Raw genomic sequence first — 17458 nt, forward strand, 5'->3', positions numbered from 1 at the left:
AATGAGGGGCGTCATGCTTGCAGGTCTTCAGTCCATGCCTCCGATAAATTCTCCGATTATTCCCGCCACGCCAGGTCTTGTCTGGGCCTATCATTTCCGGCCCGGCGAGGCTGGCACATGCTCAAGGCTTTCGCTGGAGGCGACGCCGTCGGAGCTGGCGATCGACACCGGTTTCCTGTGGCTGCATCTCAACCTAGCAGACCTGCGGGTCGGCGCCTTTCTGGAGAATTTTCCAGGCCTGCCGGCGGCCGCAGCGGTCGCACTGACCACCCATGAAACGCATGCGTCGATCACGCTGGACGAGCAGTCCGTCTATGGCACGCTGATCGATTTCCAGCGCGAGTTCGACAGCGACACCCGCGATATCGGCTGGCTGCATTTCTTCGCCTCCGACAAGGTGATCATCACGACCCGGCTGCAGCCGCTGCGTTCGGTCGACCGGGTGCGCGGCGCGATCGAAAAGAATGCCGGTCGCTACAAAAGGCCGCTCGACCTGTTCGAGACGCTGGTGGCCGAATTCCAGCGCACGATGATCGCGATGGTGATGGAATTTACCGAAGAGCTGAACCTGATTGAAGACTTCGTCTACGACAACGTGCCGCGCGACGAACGCCGGCGGCTTGCTCCCGTGCGGCGTATGGTGGTGCGTTTGCACCGGCACCTGCGCACGACCCTGTCGCTGATGCGGCGTGCGGCGGCCGCGGACGACGATGATATGCCGCCCAGGTTCGACGATATCGCCTCACGGCTGATCGGCCGGCTCGAAGCCGTCGACCACGACGTCTATGCGCTGCAGGAGCGGGCCCGGCTGCTGCACGAGGAAATCGATTCCAAACAGGCATCGGAGACCAACCGGCACCTCTACATACTCTCGATCATGACCGCCTTCCTGCTGCCGCCATCACTGGTCACCGGCTTTTTCGGCATGAACACGTCGTCGCTGCCGTTTGCCGAGGGACTGCACGGCACGGCCTTCGCGCTGGGTTTCATGGTGCTTTCGGCGGCAATTGCCTGGTGGCTTCTGAAGCGGACGGGAATTTTCTGAAAGAATGGCAAAACGAAATCAGCCCGCCCGGGCATGCCGGACGGGCTGTCTTGTCGTGCAGGTTTTCGCCGGATCAGGCGACGGCGTGGAGCTTCGCCTGATCGCCCTGGAGGCGATTGGTCATGAAGTGCGCGTACCATTCCACGAACTGCATGACGCCGCCTTCATGCGCTTCCGAATAGGGACCCGGCTCATAGGCCGGCGAGCGGATGCCGAAGGCATTTTCCTCGACGATCTGGCGGTCCTGGTCGTTGGTCATGTTCCAGACGTGGGTCAGTTCCTCGACTGTGTAGTCGACGCCTTCAACCGCATCCTTGTTGACGAGCCATGTGGTGGTGACGGCCGTTTCTTCCGGCCCGATCGGAATGACGCGGAAGGAGATCGCGTGGTCGACCAGCATGTGGTTCCAGGTGGTCGGATAGTGGAACATCAGCATGGTGCCGATATGGGAGATCTTCACGTCTTCCGACAGCGCCTTGGCAACCGCCGGCCGGCCGTTCATCGTGTAGCTTTCGGCATCCTCGATCAGCGGCATGCGGGCGACGCGGTACTGGCCGTCCGTCGACATGTTGAACGTGCTTGGCAGGTTTGCCGCCTCGCAGCGCTGCCAGTGTTCGGAAATGAACGGATCGTCGCCGGCACCCTGCACGCCGGTCGCAGTCGGCGCTTCCGGATAGGTGCGGCAGAGTTCCGGATGATTGGCGGCGCAGTGGTAGCACTCGCGATTGTTTTCCCAGACGAGCTTCCAGTTGCCCTTTTCGATTATCGTGTTCTTGGCAGCGACCTTCGTTTCGGCCAGGCGATGCGGTGCCATGTAGGGCTGGATGGTAGCCCGGACGGGCGCGAAATCGGGTGCCTCGTTGGCAAGGCAGACGAAGATATAACCGGCGACGGATTCGCAGTGAACAGGCTTCAGGCCGAACTGCTTCTTGTCGAAATCCTCGCCCATATGGCGGGCCGACATCAGCGTGCCGTCGTGCTGGTAGGTCCACTGGTGATAGGGACAGACGAGACGGGTCGCAGAACCGCTATCCTTGGTGCAGACGCGGTGGCCGCGGTGACGACAGGTGTTGTGGAAGGCGCGGATGTCGCCTTCGCGGGTGCGCAGCACGAGGACCGGATAGTCGCCGATCTGCAGCGTCACGTAATTGCCGGCCTTCGGGATTTCGCAATCATGGCCGACGAACAGCCAGTCGCGATACCAGATCATTTCCAGATCGAGCTTGTAATAGTCCGGATCGATGTAAAAGGGCTGTTCGAGGCTGAAGCCTTCGCGGCGATTGTTGAGCTGCCGCAGAACCTGGCTGTGAATGTCCATCGTGTCTTCCTCGTCAAATCCACTAGCGAAAGACTTGGGGGAGCTTGCGGACAGACCCTCCTGCCCCCAATCCTACCCCGAACGCCCACCGCGATCGGTCGTCATCACATCCGCAGATTGGCACGTCCCCAGACTGAACTGCTATCAAGACGGCCGGCTTCCCAATTTTCCGCCTTCCGTAGCTGAGGCGACTCCTTGAGTTTCATCGATTTAAGCACTCGCGCTGCCTGTCGCACAGGCGACATTGCGACATCGGAAAACGCATTGACGACGACGGCTCACATGACAGGTCGGGTTTTGTGCTGGAGACCAGCGGACGGCGCTGTTTGCGCGGTGCGTCGGACCGTAAACCGCCTGTTAAACCGCTCCAGCTAGACTTCGTCTTGCGCGAAGGGGCCAGCCGCATGCAGACAAACGGAAAGCTACGCTACTACGACGCGAACCGGCCGCCACCGCCGGTGTCGGCGCAGGCGCCGACGAGCGCGATCGGGCATTCCGAGTTCCTGCGCACAGGTCGTATCTCCAGGACACAACCGCTGTGGCTGCCAAAGGAGCGCCGTTATCTCACCTATGAGGAAGTCGCGGAGCGGACGGGGCTGAAGCTGGAGTCTGCCGGCGAACGCACGCACCAGCGGATCAACGGCTTTCATCACTCGATACAGTTTCCGAAAATGGTGTTCCACCGCACGCTGGAGCAGACCCCTCACCTCGGCTATTGCCATGTGACGGCCGCAAGCACCCTGTTTTCGCCGACAGCGAAGGTGAAGTGGTCTTTCTACATCGCCAATTTCCTGGCCGAGATCGGCGATGAGGACGAGTTCTTCAAGCGGGTCAACACCCAGTATTCCCGCATGTATTTCGCGGTGGCGACCGAAAGCGACCCGGATCAGTCGATGAAGATCGACCGCAGCATCCGCAAGAACGGTCTTCTGTTTCGGACCACCGACCCGAAGGAAGCGCTGAAGAACGTGCTGATGCTGGGTGCGCCCGACCAGGCCGTGCGAGCGATCATCAAATCGCTTTAACGCGGTCTCAGTCCGCGCTATGCACAGCGGGACATGACGGCAGAGATCATCGACATCAGGACGGACAGGAACGGCGCGCTTGACCACGCGTGCGCCGTGCTGTCGCAAGGCTTTCCGGTCGCCATTCCGACGGAGACCGTGTACGGGCTTGCCGCCGACGCCACGAACCCTTCGGCGATCACCCGCATCTATGAAACCAAGGGGCGGCCGCGCTTCAACCCGCTGATCTGCCATATGGCCGATGTCGCGATGGCGGAGCGGTATGCATCGTTCGATCCGATCTCGCGTCGGCTGGCGGAAGCCTTCTGGCCGGGGCCGCTGACGCTGATCCTGCCGCTCATTCCAAAAAGCGGTATCCATCCGCTCGCAACTGCAGGGCTCGATACGGTCGGCATCCGCCTGCCATTGGGCTTTGCCGCCGATCTCATCCGCGCCTTCGGCAAGCCGCTGGCAGCACCGAGCGCCAACACGTCCGGCAAGGTCAGCCCGACCAGTGCCGGCCATGTCGCTGGTGATCTCGGGAGCAAGCTGAAACTGATCCTCGATGGCGGCGCGTCGTCGGTCGGCGTCGAATCGACCATTGTCCGCGTCGAGGGCGAAACGGTCCGGCTGCTGCGTCCCGGCGGCGTTGCCGCTGAAGAGATCGAGGCGCTGATTGGTCGCGCGGTCATTCGTCCGGAAGGACCGGCAGCGATCATCGAAGCGCCCGGCATGCTCGCCTCGCATTATGCGCCATCGGCAGCCGTGCGGTTGAATGCGACCCATGTGGCACTGGGCGAGGCTTTGATCCGGCTGGGGTCGGATCCGATCGACGGTATCGAGCAGGCGACAGCGGTGTTCAACCTCAGCCCCGCCGGCGACCTTGCCGAGGCAGCCGCCAATCTGTTCGATTATCTGAAGAAAGCCGATGCGGTTGGGGCGACGCGCATTGCAGTCACAGCCATTCCCGATACCGGGCTTGGCGAAGCCATCAACGACCGGCTGGTCCGAGCGGCAGCCCCGCGGGAATAAAAATACGAGCCCAGGAGAAACGCCATGGACATGCCCCTCCCTTCCCCGGATCTACTTGCCCGGTTTACGGCGATCGTCGGCGCTGCGCACGCGGTCAGCGATCCGGTGGAGCTTGCGCCGCATCTCGTCGAAAACCGCGGGCTCTATAAGGGCGCGTCCCCTCTCCTTCTCAAGCCCGGTTCGACGCAGGAAGTGTCGGCGATCCTGAAGCTTGCCAGCGAGACCGGGACGGCCGTCGTGCCGCAGACCGGCAATACGGGTCTTGTTGGTGGCCAGACTCCACGCAGCGGCGGATCCGACATCATCATCTCGCTGGAACGGATGAACCGCATCCGCGAGATCGATCAGATGGCAAACGTGATCGTTGTCGATGGGGGCGTCATTCTTGCCGAAGTGCAGAAGGCGGCGGAGGAGGTCAACCGGCTGTTTCCGCTGTCGCTCGGGTCGGAAGGCTCATGCCGGATCGGCGGCAACCTCTCCACCAATGCCGGCGGCACGGCCGTGCTTGCCTATGGCAACATGCGCCAGCTCTGCCTCGGGCTGGAAGTGGTGCTTCCGACCGGCGAGATCTGGGACGGGCTGCGCAAGTTGAAAAAGGACAATACCGGCTACGACCTGCGCGACCTGTTTATCGGCGCCGAAGGCACGCTCGGGATCATCACCGGCGCGGTGCTGAAACTCTATCCGCGGCCGGTCGGGCATCAGGTGGCGCTTGCCGGCCTTGCCTCGCCGGCCGATGGGCTCTTGCTGTTTCAAAAGGCATCGAACCTCTGCGGCACGGCGCTGACCGGGTTCGAGCTGATGCCGCGGATCGGCATCGAGTTTACCACGCGGCATATCGACGGCGTGCGCGATCCGCTGTCTCAGCCCTATCCATGGTATGCGCTGATCGATATCTCGACATCGGACGCTGCCGAAACCGCCGACACGATGGTGCAGGCGCTGCTGGAACAGGGGTTCGAGGCCGGACTGGTCATCGACGCGGTGATCGCCTCGTCGGTCGCGCAGCAAAAGGCGCTCTGGCACATGCGCGAAAGCATGTCGGATGCGCAGAAGCCTGAAGGCGGATCGATCAAGCACGATGTTTCGGTGCCGATCTCGAAGATCCCGCATTTCATGGAGGAAGCCGAGCAGGCGGTTCTCGCCGCCGTTCCCGGAGCCCGCATCTGCGCCTTCGGCCATCTCGGCGACGGCAATATCCACTACAATATCTCCCAGCCGCTCAGCAACGACATGGGAGGCAACAAGGCAGCCTTCATCGACCGCTGGCGGGAGGTGAATGCCATCGTCCACGGGATCGTGCTTGCCGCGGGCGGCTCGATTTCCGCTGAACACGGGATCGGCCAGCTGAAGCGCGACGAGCTTGCGCATATCCGCCCGCCGATCGAGATGGAGCTGATGCGGCGCATCAAGCACGCCTTCGATCCGGCCGGTATCATGAACCCCGGCAAGGTCGTGGCATTGCCATGAGCAAGCCGGCACCGGACCGGCCGACCATGACGATCCGCGTCGATCTGGAAAACGGCGTCCGGCTGGGGCCCGGCAAGGCGCAGCTTCTGGAACTGATCGCCGAACATGGTTCGATCCGGGCCGGCGGCGCTGCGATCGGCATGTCCTACCGGCGTGCCTGGCTGCTGGCAGACGAGATCAACCGGATGTTTCTGGAGCCCTCGATCTCGACCCGGCATGGCGGCAAGTCTGGCGGCGGTGCGGGGCTGACCGAATTCGGCCAGCAGCTTCTTGGCCGCTACAGGGATATGGAAGCAAAAAGTCGGGCTGCAGTGCAACCCGACCTCGATTGGCTTGATAGTGTGACGGACCCGCAATTCCGGGCCGCCGGTAGCGACAAGGCCGACTGAGCGATCAGCCCGCCCGGCGCATCCGTTCACCCATGCCCTGCAGAGCGCCCGGCTGACGCCCGGTGCCACTGACGCGGAAGCTGCGGATGAGGTTGAGCAGTTCTTCCGTATCGGCAGACAAAGCCTCGGCGGAAGCCGTGGTCTCTTCGGCCATCGCGGCATTGTGCTGGGTGGCCTGGTCGAGCATGTTGAGCGACGAGGAGATCGAGCGCAGCGTCGTATCCTGTTCGGCTGCCGAATGGGCGATGCGGCCGACGATGTCGCTTGCCGACTTCACCTGATCGGAAATCCGCTTCAGGGCCTGACCGGCCTCGCCGACGAGGCGGACGCCGTTTGCGACCTGGCCGGACGAGCGGGAGATCTGTTCCTTGATCTCCTTGGCGGCGGCGGCCGAACGCTGGGCCAGTTCGCGCACTTCCTGGGCGACGACGGCAAAACCCTTGCCGCTTTCGCCGGCGCGGGCCGCTTCGACACCGGCATTGAGGGCCAGAAGGTTGGTCTGGAAGGCGATCTCGTCGATGACGCCGATGATCTTGGTGATTTCCGCCGAGGACTGTTCGATGCCGCTCATGGCGCCGATGGCTTCCTCGACGACGGCGTCGCTGCGATTGGCTTCGGTGCTGACAGCCGTGACGCGCTGGGCGGCGTCGCGTGCACCGTCGGCGGTCTGGCGGACGGCGACGGTCAGTTCGTCAAGTGCGGCGGATGTTTCCTCGAGGTTGGCGGCCTGGCGTTCGGTCCGCTGCGACAGTTCGTTGGAAGCGCGGCGGATTTCCTCTTTCGAGCCGCCGATATCGATACCCTTGTCGTTGACTTTGGACATCGCAGCTTCGAGATGACCGAGCGCTTCGTCGAAGTTGTCGCGCAGACCGGCGTAGCGGGTGCCGAGATCGCCGCAGCGAACCGTCAGATCTCCCTTGGCGAGCTGTTCGAGCGCCGAGCCGATCGTCGAGACGACGCGGGCCTGAAGCGCTGCTTCGTCGCGCTGCATGTCGAGATTGTGCTGGCGTTCGCCGTCGAGCTCCTCCTGCTGGCGCTGCTGGCTTTCCTGCATGGCATGGCGCTCGCGCACCTTTTGCTGCAGCGCCTGCGTTGCACGGGCCATCAGGCCGACTTCGTTTTTCATGTCCGTGTGCGGGATCTGCATCGTCACGTCTTCGTCGGCCACGGCGTTCAGCGCCTGACGGATCGCACCGAGCGGACCGGAGATGTTGCGGATTACGACGAAGGCCAGCAGCGAGCCGAGGAGCAGGATGACGAAGCCGAAGGACAGCGCCTTGAAGACTTCGCTGCGGATCTGCGCCTGGAGATCGTCGACGTAGACGCCGGTGACGAGAACCAGCTGCCAGGGCTCGAAGGCGAGCGCGTAGGAGCTCTTCAGGAAGCTATCGCCTTCCTGACCAGGCTTGGGACCGAGAAAATCGACGGTGCCGCCACCCGCGCGGCCGATCTTGACCAGTTCGTCACGGTACATGAAGCCCTGGCTGTCCGGCTTGCCCTTGAAACTCTGGCCGAGCCGCTTGGGATCCGGATGGACACGCATGTTCACATCGTAGTCATAGGCAAAGAGGTAGCCGTCCGGGGTGAAGGTCATGGCCGACACGGCTTCGAACGCCCGCTTCTGCGCCTCTTCGCGACCCATCGCACCGGAGGCCTCGAGAGCCTGGAAACGCTTGAAGATACCGATGCCGGATTCCACCTGCGTGCGCAGCATGCCGTAACGTTCGGCGTAGATCGCCTGGGTGGACGTGCGCAGCTGCATGTATGTGGCAGCGGCAAAGCCGGCGATCAGCAAAAGCACGAGCAGCAGCAGCTGGTGGGAGATTTTGAGATTCTTCATGGTCCGCTCACCTGTGACCGGCAGCGACCGCGCAGGCCGCACCTTGGGAAAAATGATGTTTGTGGGAGGCGGCACATTCTGCACCATGTCGTCTGCAATGATTGCAGTGCAACGACCATATGAGCGATGCATAAATAATTATTTAATCACACAATAACGCAGAAAAACGTATGGCCGCACAGTAACTGCGCGACCTTTTCTTGACTGCCTGCAACGACTTGCTGACTGTTTATTCAGCCCGTTTCAGCCTGAGGCTGAAGTCTTCGAAAGTGATCGGTTTCGCCGAGGTTTCCGCAACTTGAGGGGCTGGCGCAACAGCGCTCGTGGTGGCCTCCAGATCGATGCCATCGCGCGGCGGTGGCGCATTCTCGATCATCTCTTCGAACGAGGTGGAGGTCGGCGCTGGCACATTCGCAATGGTTTTTCCGGCATCCATCCAGGCCGGGACTTTTCCGACGAAGACGACGGGCGATCCGCCGAACCATGCTTCGGTGCGGACAAGACGCTTTTCGCCGTTGATTTCGATGATCTCGGTCTTCTGTGTGCCGGGCTCGAGGACCGGAACCTTGTAGTTGGACAGATCGGGCTTTGCGGCCGGAGGCTCGCAGTCGCTGCAATGCCACGATACGATGCTCGAGGATTTCTGACTGCCATTGGTGGCGGTGACGGACGACGCCTGGGCGCCGCCGGCCAGCAGTGCTGCGGCTACCGTTGCTGCCGTGATCAGAACGCGATGCATCGCCGGACTCCCGAGTTTGGTCCGACAATCTATAGCAATGCTTCGTTTCCAACCCGTCAGGAGAATTGGTAAATTTTGAACGAAACCGCGGCTGCTGAACCGTCTCTAACGGGTTTCGCGCTCGATGGCGCGCCAGCCGATGTCGCGACGGCAGAAGCCGTTTTCCCAGTCCACCGCGTCGACCAGCCGGTAGGCGTTTGCCTGGGCTTCCGCAACCGTTCTGCCTGTCGCGGTGACGTTGAGTACGCGGCCGCCGGTTGCGACCAGCGCGCCATCCTTCATCGCCGTGCCGGCATGGAAGATCTTCTCGCCCTCGCCTGCTGATGGCAGCGAGGCGATCGGCGTTCCCTTGTCATAGGCGGCCGGATAACCTTTCGAGGCCATGACGACGGTGAGCGCCACATCGTCGCTCCATTCCGCCTTTACCTCGTCGAGCGTGCCGGTGGCGGCGGCGTAAAGGATCTCCAGCAGATCGCTCTTCAGCCGCATCATCAGAACCTGGGTTTCCGGATCGCCAAAGCGGACATTGTATTCGATCAGTTCCGGCCCCTTGGCGGTGATCATCAGGCCTGCGAAGAACACGCCGGTGAACGGATAGCCGCTTTCCGCCATGCCGCGAATGGTCGGCTCGATGATCTCCTTCATCGTCCGCTCGACCATATCTTGCGTCATCACCGGGGCCGGCGAATAGGCACCCATGCCACCGGTGTTGGGGCCGGTATCGCCATCGCCGACTCGCTTGTGATCCTGCGCGGTTGCCAATGCCAGCGCCGTCTTGCCGTCGGAGAGGCAGAAGAAGCTTGCTTCCTCGCCATCGAGATAGGCTTCGACCACGACCTCGGCACCGGCGGCCCCGAAGGCGCCATCGAAACAGTCGTCAATCGCCGCCAGCGCTTCTTCCACGGTCATGGCGACGGTGACACCCTTGCCGGCCGCCAGACCATCGGCCTTGACGACGATCGGCGCACCCTGCGCCTCGACATAGGCCTTGGCGGCTGCGCCGTCCGTAAAGCGCTGGTAGGCGCCGGTCGGGATATTGTAGCGGGCGCAGATATCCTTGGTGAAGCCCTTGGACCCTTCGAGCTGGGCGGCGGCGGCGGACGGGCCGAAGACGGCGATGCCCGCTTGCCGGATACGATCGGCAATGCCGGCGACCAGCGGCGCTTCCGGGCCGACGACCACGAAATCGATGGCCTCGCTGCGGCAAAATGCAAGGACCGTCTCATGGTCGTCGACATCGAGCGCGACCAGTTCGGCATTTTCGGCCATGCCGGGATTGCCGGGAGCGGCAAAGAGTTTCGTCAGTTTCGGTGATTGGGCAAGCTTCCATGCCAGCGCATGTTCGCGACCGCCCGTGCCGATAAGAAGAACCTTCATCTGCCGCCCTCGATTTATCATCTGTGCTGGCGGTTAAGGCGAGGGACGGAAAAGGTCAAGTCTCGCCGGCAAAAGCGGCATTCAAGACGGCCGGTCCGGTTGCTGACGAAAACTGTCGCTGCGCAATCTCAACGTTGCTTTGAATATCACTTTGTTACGAAAGGCCAGAAATGGGACAGGCTCGTTGCGCCGCGCCGCGTCCTGCAGTTTTTCGTCGAGATAGATGATCGCCGCCTCCAGTTCTTCGGAGCCAACGGCATCGTCGGACGCCAGTATATGGGCTATTTTGCTAGGCATTCATACCTCCTTACACGCCAAATCATGTGGCAGGAGCAACTATAGGATTCTGGCACAATGCGAGAAGGTGTCATCTCTTTTTCCACCGGTTCGCGGTTACCGACCGGTAAATAACGCCCCATTCCGAGACGACTGCCTGGGTAAGCTGTGAACCGTTCCGATGGTCGGTTGTCTTGCCGCAAAGTTTGACTATGGTCTCGCCTCCTATCCAACGAGGACTTGCATGGCCGTCGAAAACCGCCTTCTCGCCGCCGTGATCGCTGCGGAAATCAACGCCCGCCCGGACCAGGCCATTGCCGCAATCGGGCTTCTGGACGAGGGCGCGACCGTGCCCTTCATCGCGCGCTACCGAAAGGAAGTGACCGGCGGACTGGATGACACCCAGTTGCGCAACCTTGCCGAACGGCTGATCTATCTTCGCGAACTGGAAGCACGCCGCGCATCGATCGTCGATTCGATCAAAGGCCAGGACAAGCTCACCGACGAGCTTGCGGCGAAGATCGGCAAGGCGGTGACCAAGGCCGAACTCGAAGACCTCTATCTCCCCTTCAAGCCCAAGCGCCGCACCCGCGCCGAGATCGCCCGCGAACGCGGTCTTGGCCCGCTGGCCGATGCGATCTGGGCCGACCGCACGCTCGATCCGGCCAAGCTTGCCGAGACATTCGTTCAGGGTGAAGTGACCGACGTGAAGGTTGCGCTGGACGGCGCTCGCGATATCGTCGCCGAAGCGTTCTCGGAAAATGCCGACCTGTTGAAGCGACTGCGCCAGCACATGCGCGACGGTGCGGTGCTGAAAGCCCGCGTGGTCGCCGGCAAGCAGGAGGCCGGCGCCAAGTTCTCCGACTATTTCGAGCATACGGAGCGCTGGGCCACCACGCCGGGACACCGTGCGCTTGCCATGCTGCGCGGCTGGAACGAGGAATTCCTGACGCTGACGATCGAGGTGGATGCAGACGACACCTCGCCGATCAAGCCGGCGCAGCGGATTATCGCGCTTGCTTTCCATATCAGCGACAAGGGTGCCGCCGACCGGTGGCTGATGGAAGTTGCCGGCTGGACATGGCGGGTGAAGCTCTCCGTCTCGCTGTCGCTCGACCTGATGCGGGAAATGCGCGAACGCGCCGAGCAAGAGGCGATCCATGTGTTTGCCCGCAATCTGAAGGATCTGCTGCTGGCCGCTCCCGCCGGTTCGCGCGCCACGATGGGCCTCGATCCGGGCATCCGCACCGGCGTCAAGGTGGCGATCGTCGATGCCACCGGCAAGCTTCTCGAAACGACCACCGTCTACCCCTTCCCGCCCCGCAACGATGTGCGCGGCACCCAGGCGGAACTCGCAAGCCTGATCGCCAAACACAGAATAGAGCTCATCTCGATCGGCAACGGCACCGGCAGCCGCGAGACGGAAAAGCTGGTGGCCGACATGCTGGCCAACCTGCCGGGCAGCAAACCGACCAAGGTGATCGTGTCTGAGGCCGGCGCTTCGATCTATTCGGCATCCCAGGCGGCAGCAGACGAGTTCCCCGGCCTCGACGTGTCGCTGCGCGGTGCCGTGTCGATTGCCCGCAGGCTGCAGGATCCGCTTGCGGAACTCGTCAAGATCGAGCCGAAATCGATCGGCGTTGGCCAGTACCAGCACGATGTCGATCAGAACAAGCTGTCGCGTTCGCTCGAAGCCGTTGTGGAAGATGCCGTGAATGCCGTCGGAGTCGATCTCAACATGGCATCGGCACCGCTTCTGTCGCGTGTATCGGGCCTCAGCAAATCGATTGCCGAGGCGATCGTCGCCCATCGCGACCAGAACGGCGCCTTTACCACGCGCCGGGAGCTCCTGAAGGTCGCAAGGCTCGGCAACCGCACGTTCGAACAGGCGGCCGGGTTCCTGCGCATCGTCAACGGCAAAGAGCCGCTCGACGCGTCTTCCGTGCATCCGGAAGCCTATGGTGTCGCGAAGAAGATCGTTGCCGCCTGCGGCCGCGACCTGCGTTCCCTGATGGGTGACAGCGCAGCACTCAAATCCGTCGATCCGCGCCAGTTCATCGACGACACGTTCGGTCTGCCGACGATCAAGGACATTATCGCGGAACTGGAAAAGCCCGGCCGCGATCCGCGTCCGAGCTTCAAGACCGCGACCTTTGCGGACGGGATCGACGAGATCACCGACCTCAAGCCCGGCATGCAGCTGGAAGGCACCGTCACCAACGTGGCGGCGTTCGGCGCCTTCGTCGATATCGGCGTGCATCAGGACGGGCTGGTTCATGTCTCGCAGCTGGCGGACAAGTTCGTGAAAGACCCGCATGAGGTGGTGAAGGCCGGCGACGTGGTGAAGGTTCGCGTCGTCGAGGTGGATGTGAAGCGCAAACGCATCGCGCTCAGCATGCGCAAGGACGGCGGCGAAGCCCCGCCTCCGGGCCCCCGCGGCGGTGATCGCGACAAGCCCGTCAACCCGAAGTTTGCAAAGACCGACAGCAAGCCATCTCAGGGCGCGTTCGGTGCAGCGCTTGCCGAAGCTATGAAGCGCCGCTGAGCCTGCGACGCCCTGGATAACCTCAAAAGCACTCCGTTGAGCACTGGCTCGACGGAGCTACTTCCAGTTGCGTTTTTTTGCGCTTGCAGTTGAATTGAAAGACGGTAGATTTGATGATCAGCAAGGCATCCATCGTGTTCAGGAAGTGGGTCCATGACCTTGTCCCTTCACAGACTGCTTTCCAAGATCATCAGAAATGGCACTCTCATCGTCCGCGGATCGGGCGGGGAAACCTATTACGGCAGCGGCGGCGGACGGACCGTTGCAATCCGCTTTACCGATGAAGCGGCCGAAAAGGGCCTGGTTTCCGATCCGCAACTGCAGCTCGGCGAACTCTATATGGACGGCCGGATCATCGTCGAACAGGGCGACATTTACGAGTTCCTGGCGCTCATCAAGGACAACACGCTGAAGGAAGGACTGACCTTCCAGATCCTCATGCGCAGCCTTGGCAGAATAATCGCATCGCAGTTTCGCAATCGTGTGCCGATCAACCACAACCGCCGCAACGTCGCCCACCATTACGATCTCGACGAACGGTTGTTCGCGCTGTTTCTGGACGAGGACTGGCAATATTCCTGCGCCTATTTCAACCCGCCCGGTATTTCCCTGGATGAGGCCCAGATCGCCAAGAAGCGTCATATCGTGGCAAAGCTTCTGGCAGAACCCGGGCACAAAGCCCTGGAGATCGGCTCCGGATGGGGCGGCATGGCGATGTATCTGGCGGAATCGTCCGGCGTCGACGTAACCGGCATCACGCTTTCCACCGAACAGCTGAAGATTTCCAAAGAGCGTGCGGCACGACGCGGGCTTGCGGGCAGTGTACGCTTCGAGCTGCAGGACTATTATCACCTTCCCGCCGACCAGCGCTACGACCGGATCGTCTCGGTGGGCATGTTCGAGCATGTGGGACGGCTGAACTACCGAAAGTTCTTCAACAAGGTCACCGACGTGCTGTCCGACGACGGCGTGATGGTGCTGCACTCGATCGGCCAGCCCTACCCGGCGGTCTATAACAATCCCTGGATGGACAAATACATCTTTCCGGGTGGCTACATTCCCTCGCTTTCAGAAGTTCTGCCGGCGATCGAGAAAGCGGGACTTCTGGTTTCCGACATCGAGATCCTGCCGATGCACTACGCGCATACGCTGCGGCACTGGCGCGAGCGCTTCATGGCGAACCGGGACAAGGCAATCGCGCTCTATGACGAACGCTTCGCGAGAATGTGGGAGTTCTATCTGGCCGCGTCGGAAATGGCCTTCACGCATGAGGCCTTTCACATTTTCCAGATCCAGATCGTCAAGAAGCGGACGGCCGTACCGGACAATCGCGACTATATCTATGAGCGGGAGGCCGAGCTCTACGCATTCGAACAGGGCCGCATGCCGCTCGAGCAGATTGCAGGTTGAGGCTGGACGCGCTGAGCGGGGTCGATGGGGAAGATCATAGGCTGGAAGAGACGGCTCGCGGCGGCTCGCACCACCCTGTCCGGATCGTCCCGCTTGACGATTTCCACCACTGGGGGCATGACATCGGCCATGACCGAGAAACCAAATTCCGATGCTTTCGGCGGCCGCGTCTCAGACGCTCCATCCGACAATTTCGTCTATCAGGTGCTGCCGCGCGCCGCTTGGCCCTACGCGCAGCTGGCGCGCTGGGACCGGCCGATCGGCTGGCAGTTGCTGATGTGGCCGTGTTTCTGGTCGGCCGCCCTTGCCGCCAATGCGGCGATGGACGAGGGCATGTTCCAGCCCTGGCAGCTGATCTCGCATCTGGTGCTGTTCTTCATCGGTGCCGTGGCGATGCGCGGCGCCGGCTGCACCTATAACGACCTGATCGACCACGAAATTGACAATGAGGTGGCGCGCACCCGCTCGCGGCCGCTCCCCTCTGGCCGGGTGTCCCGCTTCGAGGCGAAGGTGTTTTTGGCGGTTCAGGCGCTGGTCGGGCTTGTCGTGTTGTTGCAGTTCAATACGTTTTCCATCCTGCTCGGCATCGCGTCGCTTCTGGTCGTCGCGATCTATCCGTTTGCCAAGCGGTTCACCGACTGGCCGCAGTTCTTTCTGGGACTGGCGTTTTCCTGGGGTGCGCTGATGGGCTGGGCCGGCGTGTTCGGCAGCCTTTCCTGGGCGCCGATATGGCTTTATGCGGCAGCCGTTGCCTGGACGATCGGTTACGACACAATCTATGCCCATCAGGACAAGGAGGACGACGCTCTGGTTGGCGTGCGCTCAACGGCAAGACTGTTCGGGGACAATACCAAGGCCTGGCTGATCGGGCTTTACGGTCTGACGCTTGTGTTTTTGCTGTTTGCCTATATCGCCGGCGACGCGGGCCTCTTTGCCTATGTCGGACTGATCGCCGCGACCGTCATGCTCGCCTGGCAGATCCTGATCATCGATATCGACAATCCCGACCAGTGTCTCAAACTGTTCAAGTTCAATACACAAGTCGGCGCCGTCCTGTTCGGCGGACTGATTTTGGGCCTCATATTGTAACTAAGGAAAAGCCCGGCTGTTTGGCCGGGCTTCGCATTTTCGCGGGCGGTGGTTCTTAAGAGTACGTCTCTTAACGCCGCGCGATGATTTCCTTGCCTTCGATCTTCATGATAACACCGAGGCTGCCGGTTGCGCGGCGCACCAGGAAACGCGGGCGGCGCTCTGCGAAATAGGAATGGCGGCGGCGCGGCTTGGTCGTGGCGGTGCGAAGATCGCCGAGGTGGTTTTCCAGCGGACGGGCAATGCCATCGGCTTCGACCATCAGCATCGGAATGCGGAACGCATCCGACCAGCTGCGCCAGTCTGCAGCGATATCGCAGAGATCGTGGGCGACGAGAAGCGGGATGCAGAGATCCGGATCATCGTGATGCAGTTCAAGCGTGACAGTGACGTCGCCATCGCCATGATCGATGGCGCGGGCGGCCACACCCTTGAAGGCGCGGGCCGGGAGAGCGAAGGAAAGCGGCAGACCGCTTTCCGGCAGGATCTTGCGCAGAACAGCTCCGCGCTCGTCGATGGTGATTGTTACATCTCCTGACGTCTCGTTCATCGCATAGGTGACCTGCTGCGGAAAACGTGACGGATCGATCCTCAATGTCGACCCTGCCCAGACGGGCTTCAGAACGGTATTCGTCATCGGTTGTGCTACCCTTGTTTTACCTGAGAGCCGTTTCCGGTGTTTCCGGCTGCGTATCTCTGCGGGACTTATGTCCTCTGATAGGCTCACAATAAGCGGGCGCTGTTCTAGACTGCTTAAAAATCGCGGTTAAGGAAAACCTGCCGTTTTGAATGGTTAGCGAAACCGCATATGCTTTAAGTTTCCGAAGGATGAACGGGATCAAGTGTGTGCCCCATCGGGACGGATCAGACCCGCGCGGTGAGACGGTCGATCTCGGTATGGGGAAACACCTCTATTCCCGCGGAGATAAGCAGCGCCGCGGTGACGCCGTTGCCGGCGTGCTTTCTCCCGGAAAACGACCCGTCATAGATCAGGCCCGAACCGCAGGACGGGCTGCCGTCGATCAGCAGCGCATGGGTGCAACCGTTTTGGCTCGCAAAATCCAGCGCGCGGCGGGCACCGGCCACAAACTCCGCCGTCACGTCGCCGCCGGTGATTTCGAGCACGCGGGCGCGACCGGCAAGCACGTCCTCACCCGTCATGCCATTCTCGATTTCGGCTGGCGGACGCGGCACGCTCATGCCGCCGGCAAGCTCGGGACAGATCGTCACCAGCCGCCCCTCTTCCCGCCAACGGTCGATCGCGGGATGGACGAGCGGCTTGCCCGTGCCATCGTAACGGACGGCATGGCCGAGAAGGCAGGCGCTGATGAGGATCTTTTGTCGTGTCATGCGGATGGATCGAGATGCCGGAGGGCGTCGCTCTTTTCGTGCAGGATGCGGATGATTTCGACCGATCCGTCCGGAACGACTGCGTAGAATACGAGGTGATGTCCGGCTCGGCGCCGGCGATAGGAATGGCGGATCCCAGACAGGTTCTGCCCCGACAGCGGATGCTCCGCTATCAGCTCGATCACGTCCATGATGTCATCGATATATCGTTCTGCCTGCTTGGCCGACCAGATGCTTCGGGTATATTTGCCGATATCGTGCAGGTCGACCTTAGCCGTTCTACGTATCCGGACATCAACCACGTTCTTGCCAGGACTTTTTTATCGATGCCATGAGCGCATCGCGATCGAAAACCTCAGCCGGACCGCTGTTTTCGCCCTCGATCAGAAGCGCGCGCAGCTTTCCATATTTGGCGTGGTCTTCCTCGAGCAGGCGCAAGCCGGCTTCGATGACGGCCTGGGGCGAGGCGAAACGGCCGCTTTCCACTTCGTTTTCGACGAAGTCTGCGAAGGGTTCGCCGAGGGTGATCTGCACGGGCTTGTTCATGGGCTTTGTCCTATCGGCTCCACGCTAT

The 17458-nt window shown here is 61.7% G+C and carries 17 protein-coding genes; 8 read left to right on the forward strand and 9 right to left on the reverse strand.

What is annotated here, in order from left to right; genetic code table 11:
• Positions 1-13 precede the first annotated feature (13 nt).
• Entirely contained in the window at positions 14-1045 is a 1032-nt protein-coding gene (locus IFT59_RS12150) for a transporter (RefSeq protein WP_249407533.1), read from the forward strand.
• A gap of 73 nt (positions 1046-1118) precedes the next feature.
• Here IFT59_RS12150 and IFT59_RS12155 read toward each other — a convergent pair whose 3' ends face one another.
• The gene (locus IFT59_RS12155; protein WP_192086945.1) at positions 1119-2363 is read right to left on the reverse strand and encodes an aromatic ring-hydroxylating oxygenase subunit alpha; all 1245 of its coding nucleotides are present in this window, start codon (positions 2361-2363) and stop codon (positions 1119-1121) included.
• 404 nt (positions 2364-2767) lie between these two features.
• Between IFT59_RS12155 and IFT59_RS12160 the strand changes: the two genes are divergently transcribed.
• From IFT59_RS12160 to IFT59_RS12175, 4 genes are read left to right on the forward strand one after another with little or no spacing between them, the layout of a single operon-like run.
• Positions 2768-3388, forward strand: coding sequence for a DUF6656 family protein (locus IFT59_RS12160; RefSeq protein WP_192086946.1), 621 nt, complete (start codon positions 2768-2770; stop codon positions 3386-3388).
• Between the two features lie 33 nt (positions 3389-3421).
• Positions 3422-4399 (forward strand): L-threonylcarbamoyladenylate synthase, encoded by a 978-nt coding sequence (locus IFT59_RS12165; RefSeq protein WP_192086947.1) that lies wholly within the window; start codon positions 3422-3424, stop codon positions 4397-4399.
• Positions 4400-4423: 24 nt separating this feature from the next.
• Positions 4424-5869: an FAD-binding oxidoreductase gene (locus IFT59_RS12170; protein WP_192086948.1), complete on the forward strand. Its 1446-nt coding sequence runs from the start codon at positions 4424-4426 to the stop codon at positions 5867-5869.
• Positions 5866-6258 carry a winged helix-turn-helix domain-containing protein gene (locus IFT59_RS12175; protein ID WP_062453665.1) on the forward strand — a complete coding sequence of 131 codons (393 nt, stop codon included), beginning with the start codon at positions 5866-5868 and terminating at the stop codon, positions 6256-6258. The genes IFT59_RS12170 and IFT59_RS12175 overlap by 4 nt, the downstream gene beginning before the upstream one ends.
• A gap of 4 nt (positions 6259-6262) precedes the next feature.
• Here the strand turns inward: IFT59_RS12175 and IFT59_RS12180 are convergent, their stop codons facing one another.
• The 4 genes from IFT59_RS12180 to IFT59_RS12195 form a co-directional block, all read right to left on the reverse strand.
• Positions 6263-8098, reverse strand: coding sequence for a methyl-accepting chemotaxis protein (locus IFT59_RS12180; RefSeq protein WP_174195734.1), 1836 nt, complete (start codon positions 8096-8098; stop codon positions 6263-6265).
• A 229-nt stretch (positions 8099-8327) separates the two neighbouring features.
• The gene (locus tag IFT59_RS12185) at positions 8328-8837 is read right to left on the reverse strand and encodes a plant virulence effector HPE1-like domain-containing protein (RefSeq protein WP_192076515.1); all 510 of its coding nucleotides are present in this window, start codon (positions 8835-8837) and stop codon (positions 8328-8330) included.
• A 105-nt stretch (positions 8838-8942) separates the two neighbouring features.
• Entirely contained in the window at positions 8943-10214 is a 1272-nt protein-coding gene (gene purD, locus IFT59_RS12190) for a phosphoribosylamine--glycine ligase (RefSeq protein WP_192086949.1), read from the reverse strand.
• Positions 10215-10295: 81 nt separating this feature from the next.
• Positions 10296-10511 (reverse strand): hypothetical protein, encoded by a 216-nt coding sequence (locus IFT59_RS12195; protein WP_062453668.1) that lies wholly within the window; start codon positions 10509-10511, stop codon positions 10296-10298.
• A gap of 223 nt (positions 10512-10734) precedes the next feature.
• Between IFT59_RS12195 and IFT59_RS12200 the strand changes: the two genes are divergently transcribed.
• The 3 genes from IFT59_RS12200 (at position 10735) to ubiA (ending at position 15534) form a co-directional block, all read left to right on the forward strand.
• Complete coding sequence (locus tag IFT59_RS12200; protein ID WP_192086950.1) at positions 10735-13035, forward strand: Tex family protein; 2301 nt, start codon at positions 10735-10737, stop codon at positions 13033-13035.
• A 153-nt stretch (positions 13036-13188) separates the two neighbouring features.
• Positions 13189-14445, forward strand: coding sequence for an SAM-dependent methyltransferase (locus IFT59_RS12205; RefSeq protein WP_192086951.1), 1257 nt, complete (start codon positions 13189-13191; stop codon positions 14443-14445).
• A gap of 129 nt (positions 14446-14574) precedes the next feature.
• Positions 14575-15534, forward strand: a complete 960-nt coding sequence (ubiA, locus tag IFT59_RS12210; protein ID WP_192086952.1) for a 4-hydroxybenzoate octaprenyltransferase — start codon at positions 14575-14577, stop codon at positions 15532-15534.
• A gap of 70 nt (positions 15535-15604) precedes the next feature.
• Here the strand turns inward: ubiA and IFT59_RS12215 are convergent, their stop codons facing one another.
• From IFT59_RS12215 to IFT59_RS12230, 4 genes are all read right to left on the reverse strand, one after another.
• Positions 15605-16171: a DUF6101 family protein gene (locus IFT59_RS12215; protein WP_062579378.1), complete on the reverse strand. Its 567-nt coding sequence runs from the start codon at positions 16169-16171 to the stop codon at positions 15605-15607.
• A 227-nt stretch (positions 16172-16398) separates the two neighbouring features.
• Positions 16399-16884, reverse strand: coding sequence for a DUF523 domain-containing protein (locus IFT59_RS12220; protein WP_192086953.1), 486 nt, complete (start codon positions 16882-16884; stop codon positions 16399-16401).
• Positions 16881-17186, reverse strand: coding sequence for a type II toxin-antitoxin system RelE/ParE family toxin (locus IFT59_RS12225; RefSeq protein WP_092661418.1), 306 nt, complete (start codon positions 17184-17186; stop codon positions 16881-16883). The genes IFT59_RS12220 and IFT59_RS12225 overlap by 4 nt, the downstream gene beginning before the upstream one ends.
• Positions 17179-17430 (reverse strand): type II toxin-antitoxin system ParD family antitoxin, encoded by a 252-nt coding sequence (locus IFT59_RS12230; RefSeq protein ID WP_113166700.1) that lies wholly within the window; start codon positions 17428-17430, stop codon positions 17179-17181. Before IFT59_RS12230 ends, IFT59_RS12225 begins: the two co-directional genes overlap by 8 nt.
• Positions 17431-17458: the final 28 nt, after the last annotated feature.

The sequence above is a fragment of the Rhizobium sp. CFBP 8752 genome, from assembly GCF_014842035.1.
In the GTDB taxonomy this organism is placed as follows: Bacteria; Pseudomonadota; Alphaproteobacteria; order Rhizobiales; family Rhizobiaceae; genus Neorhizobium; species Neorhizobium soli.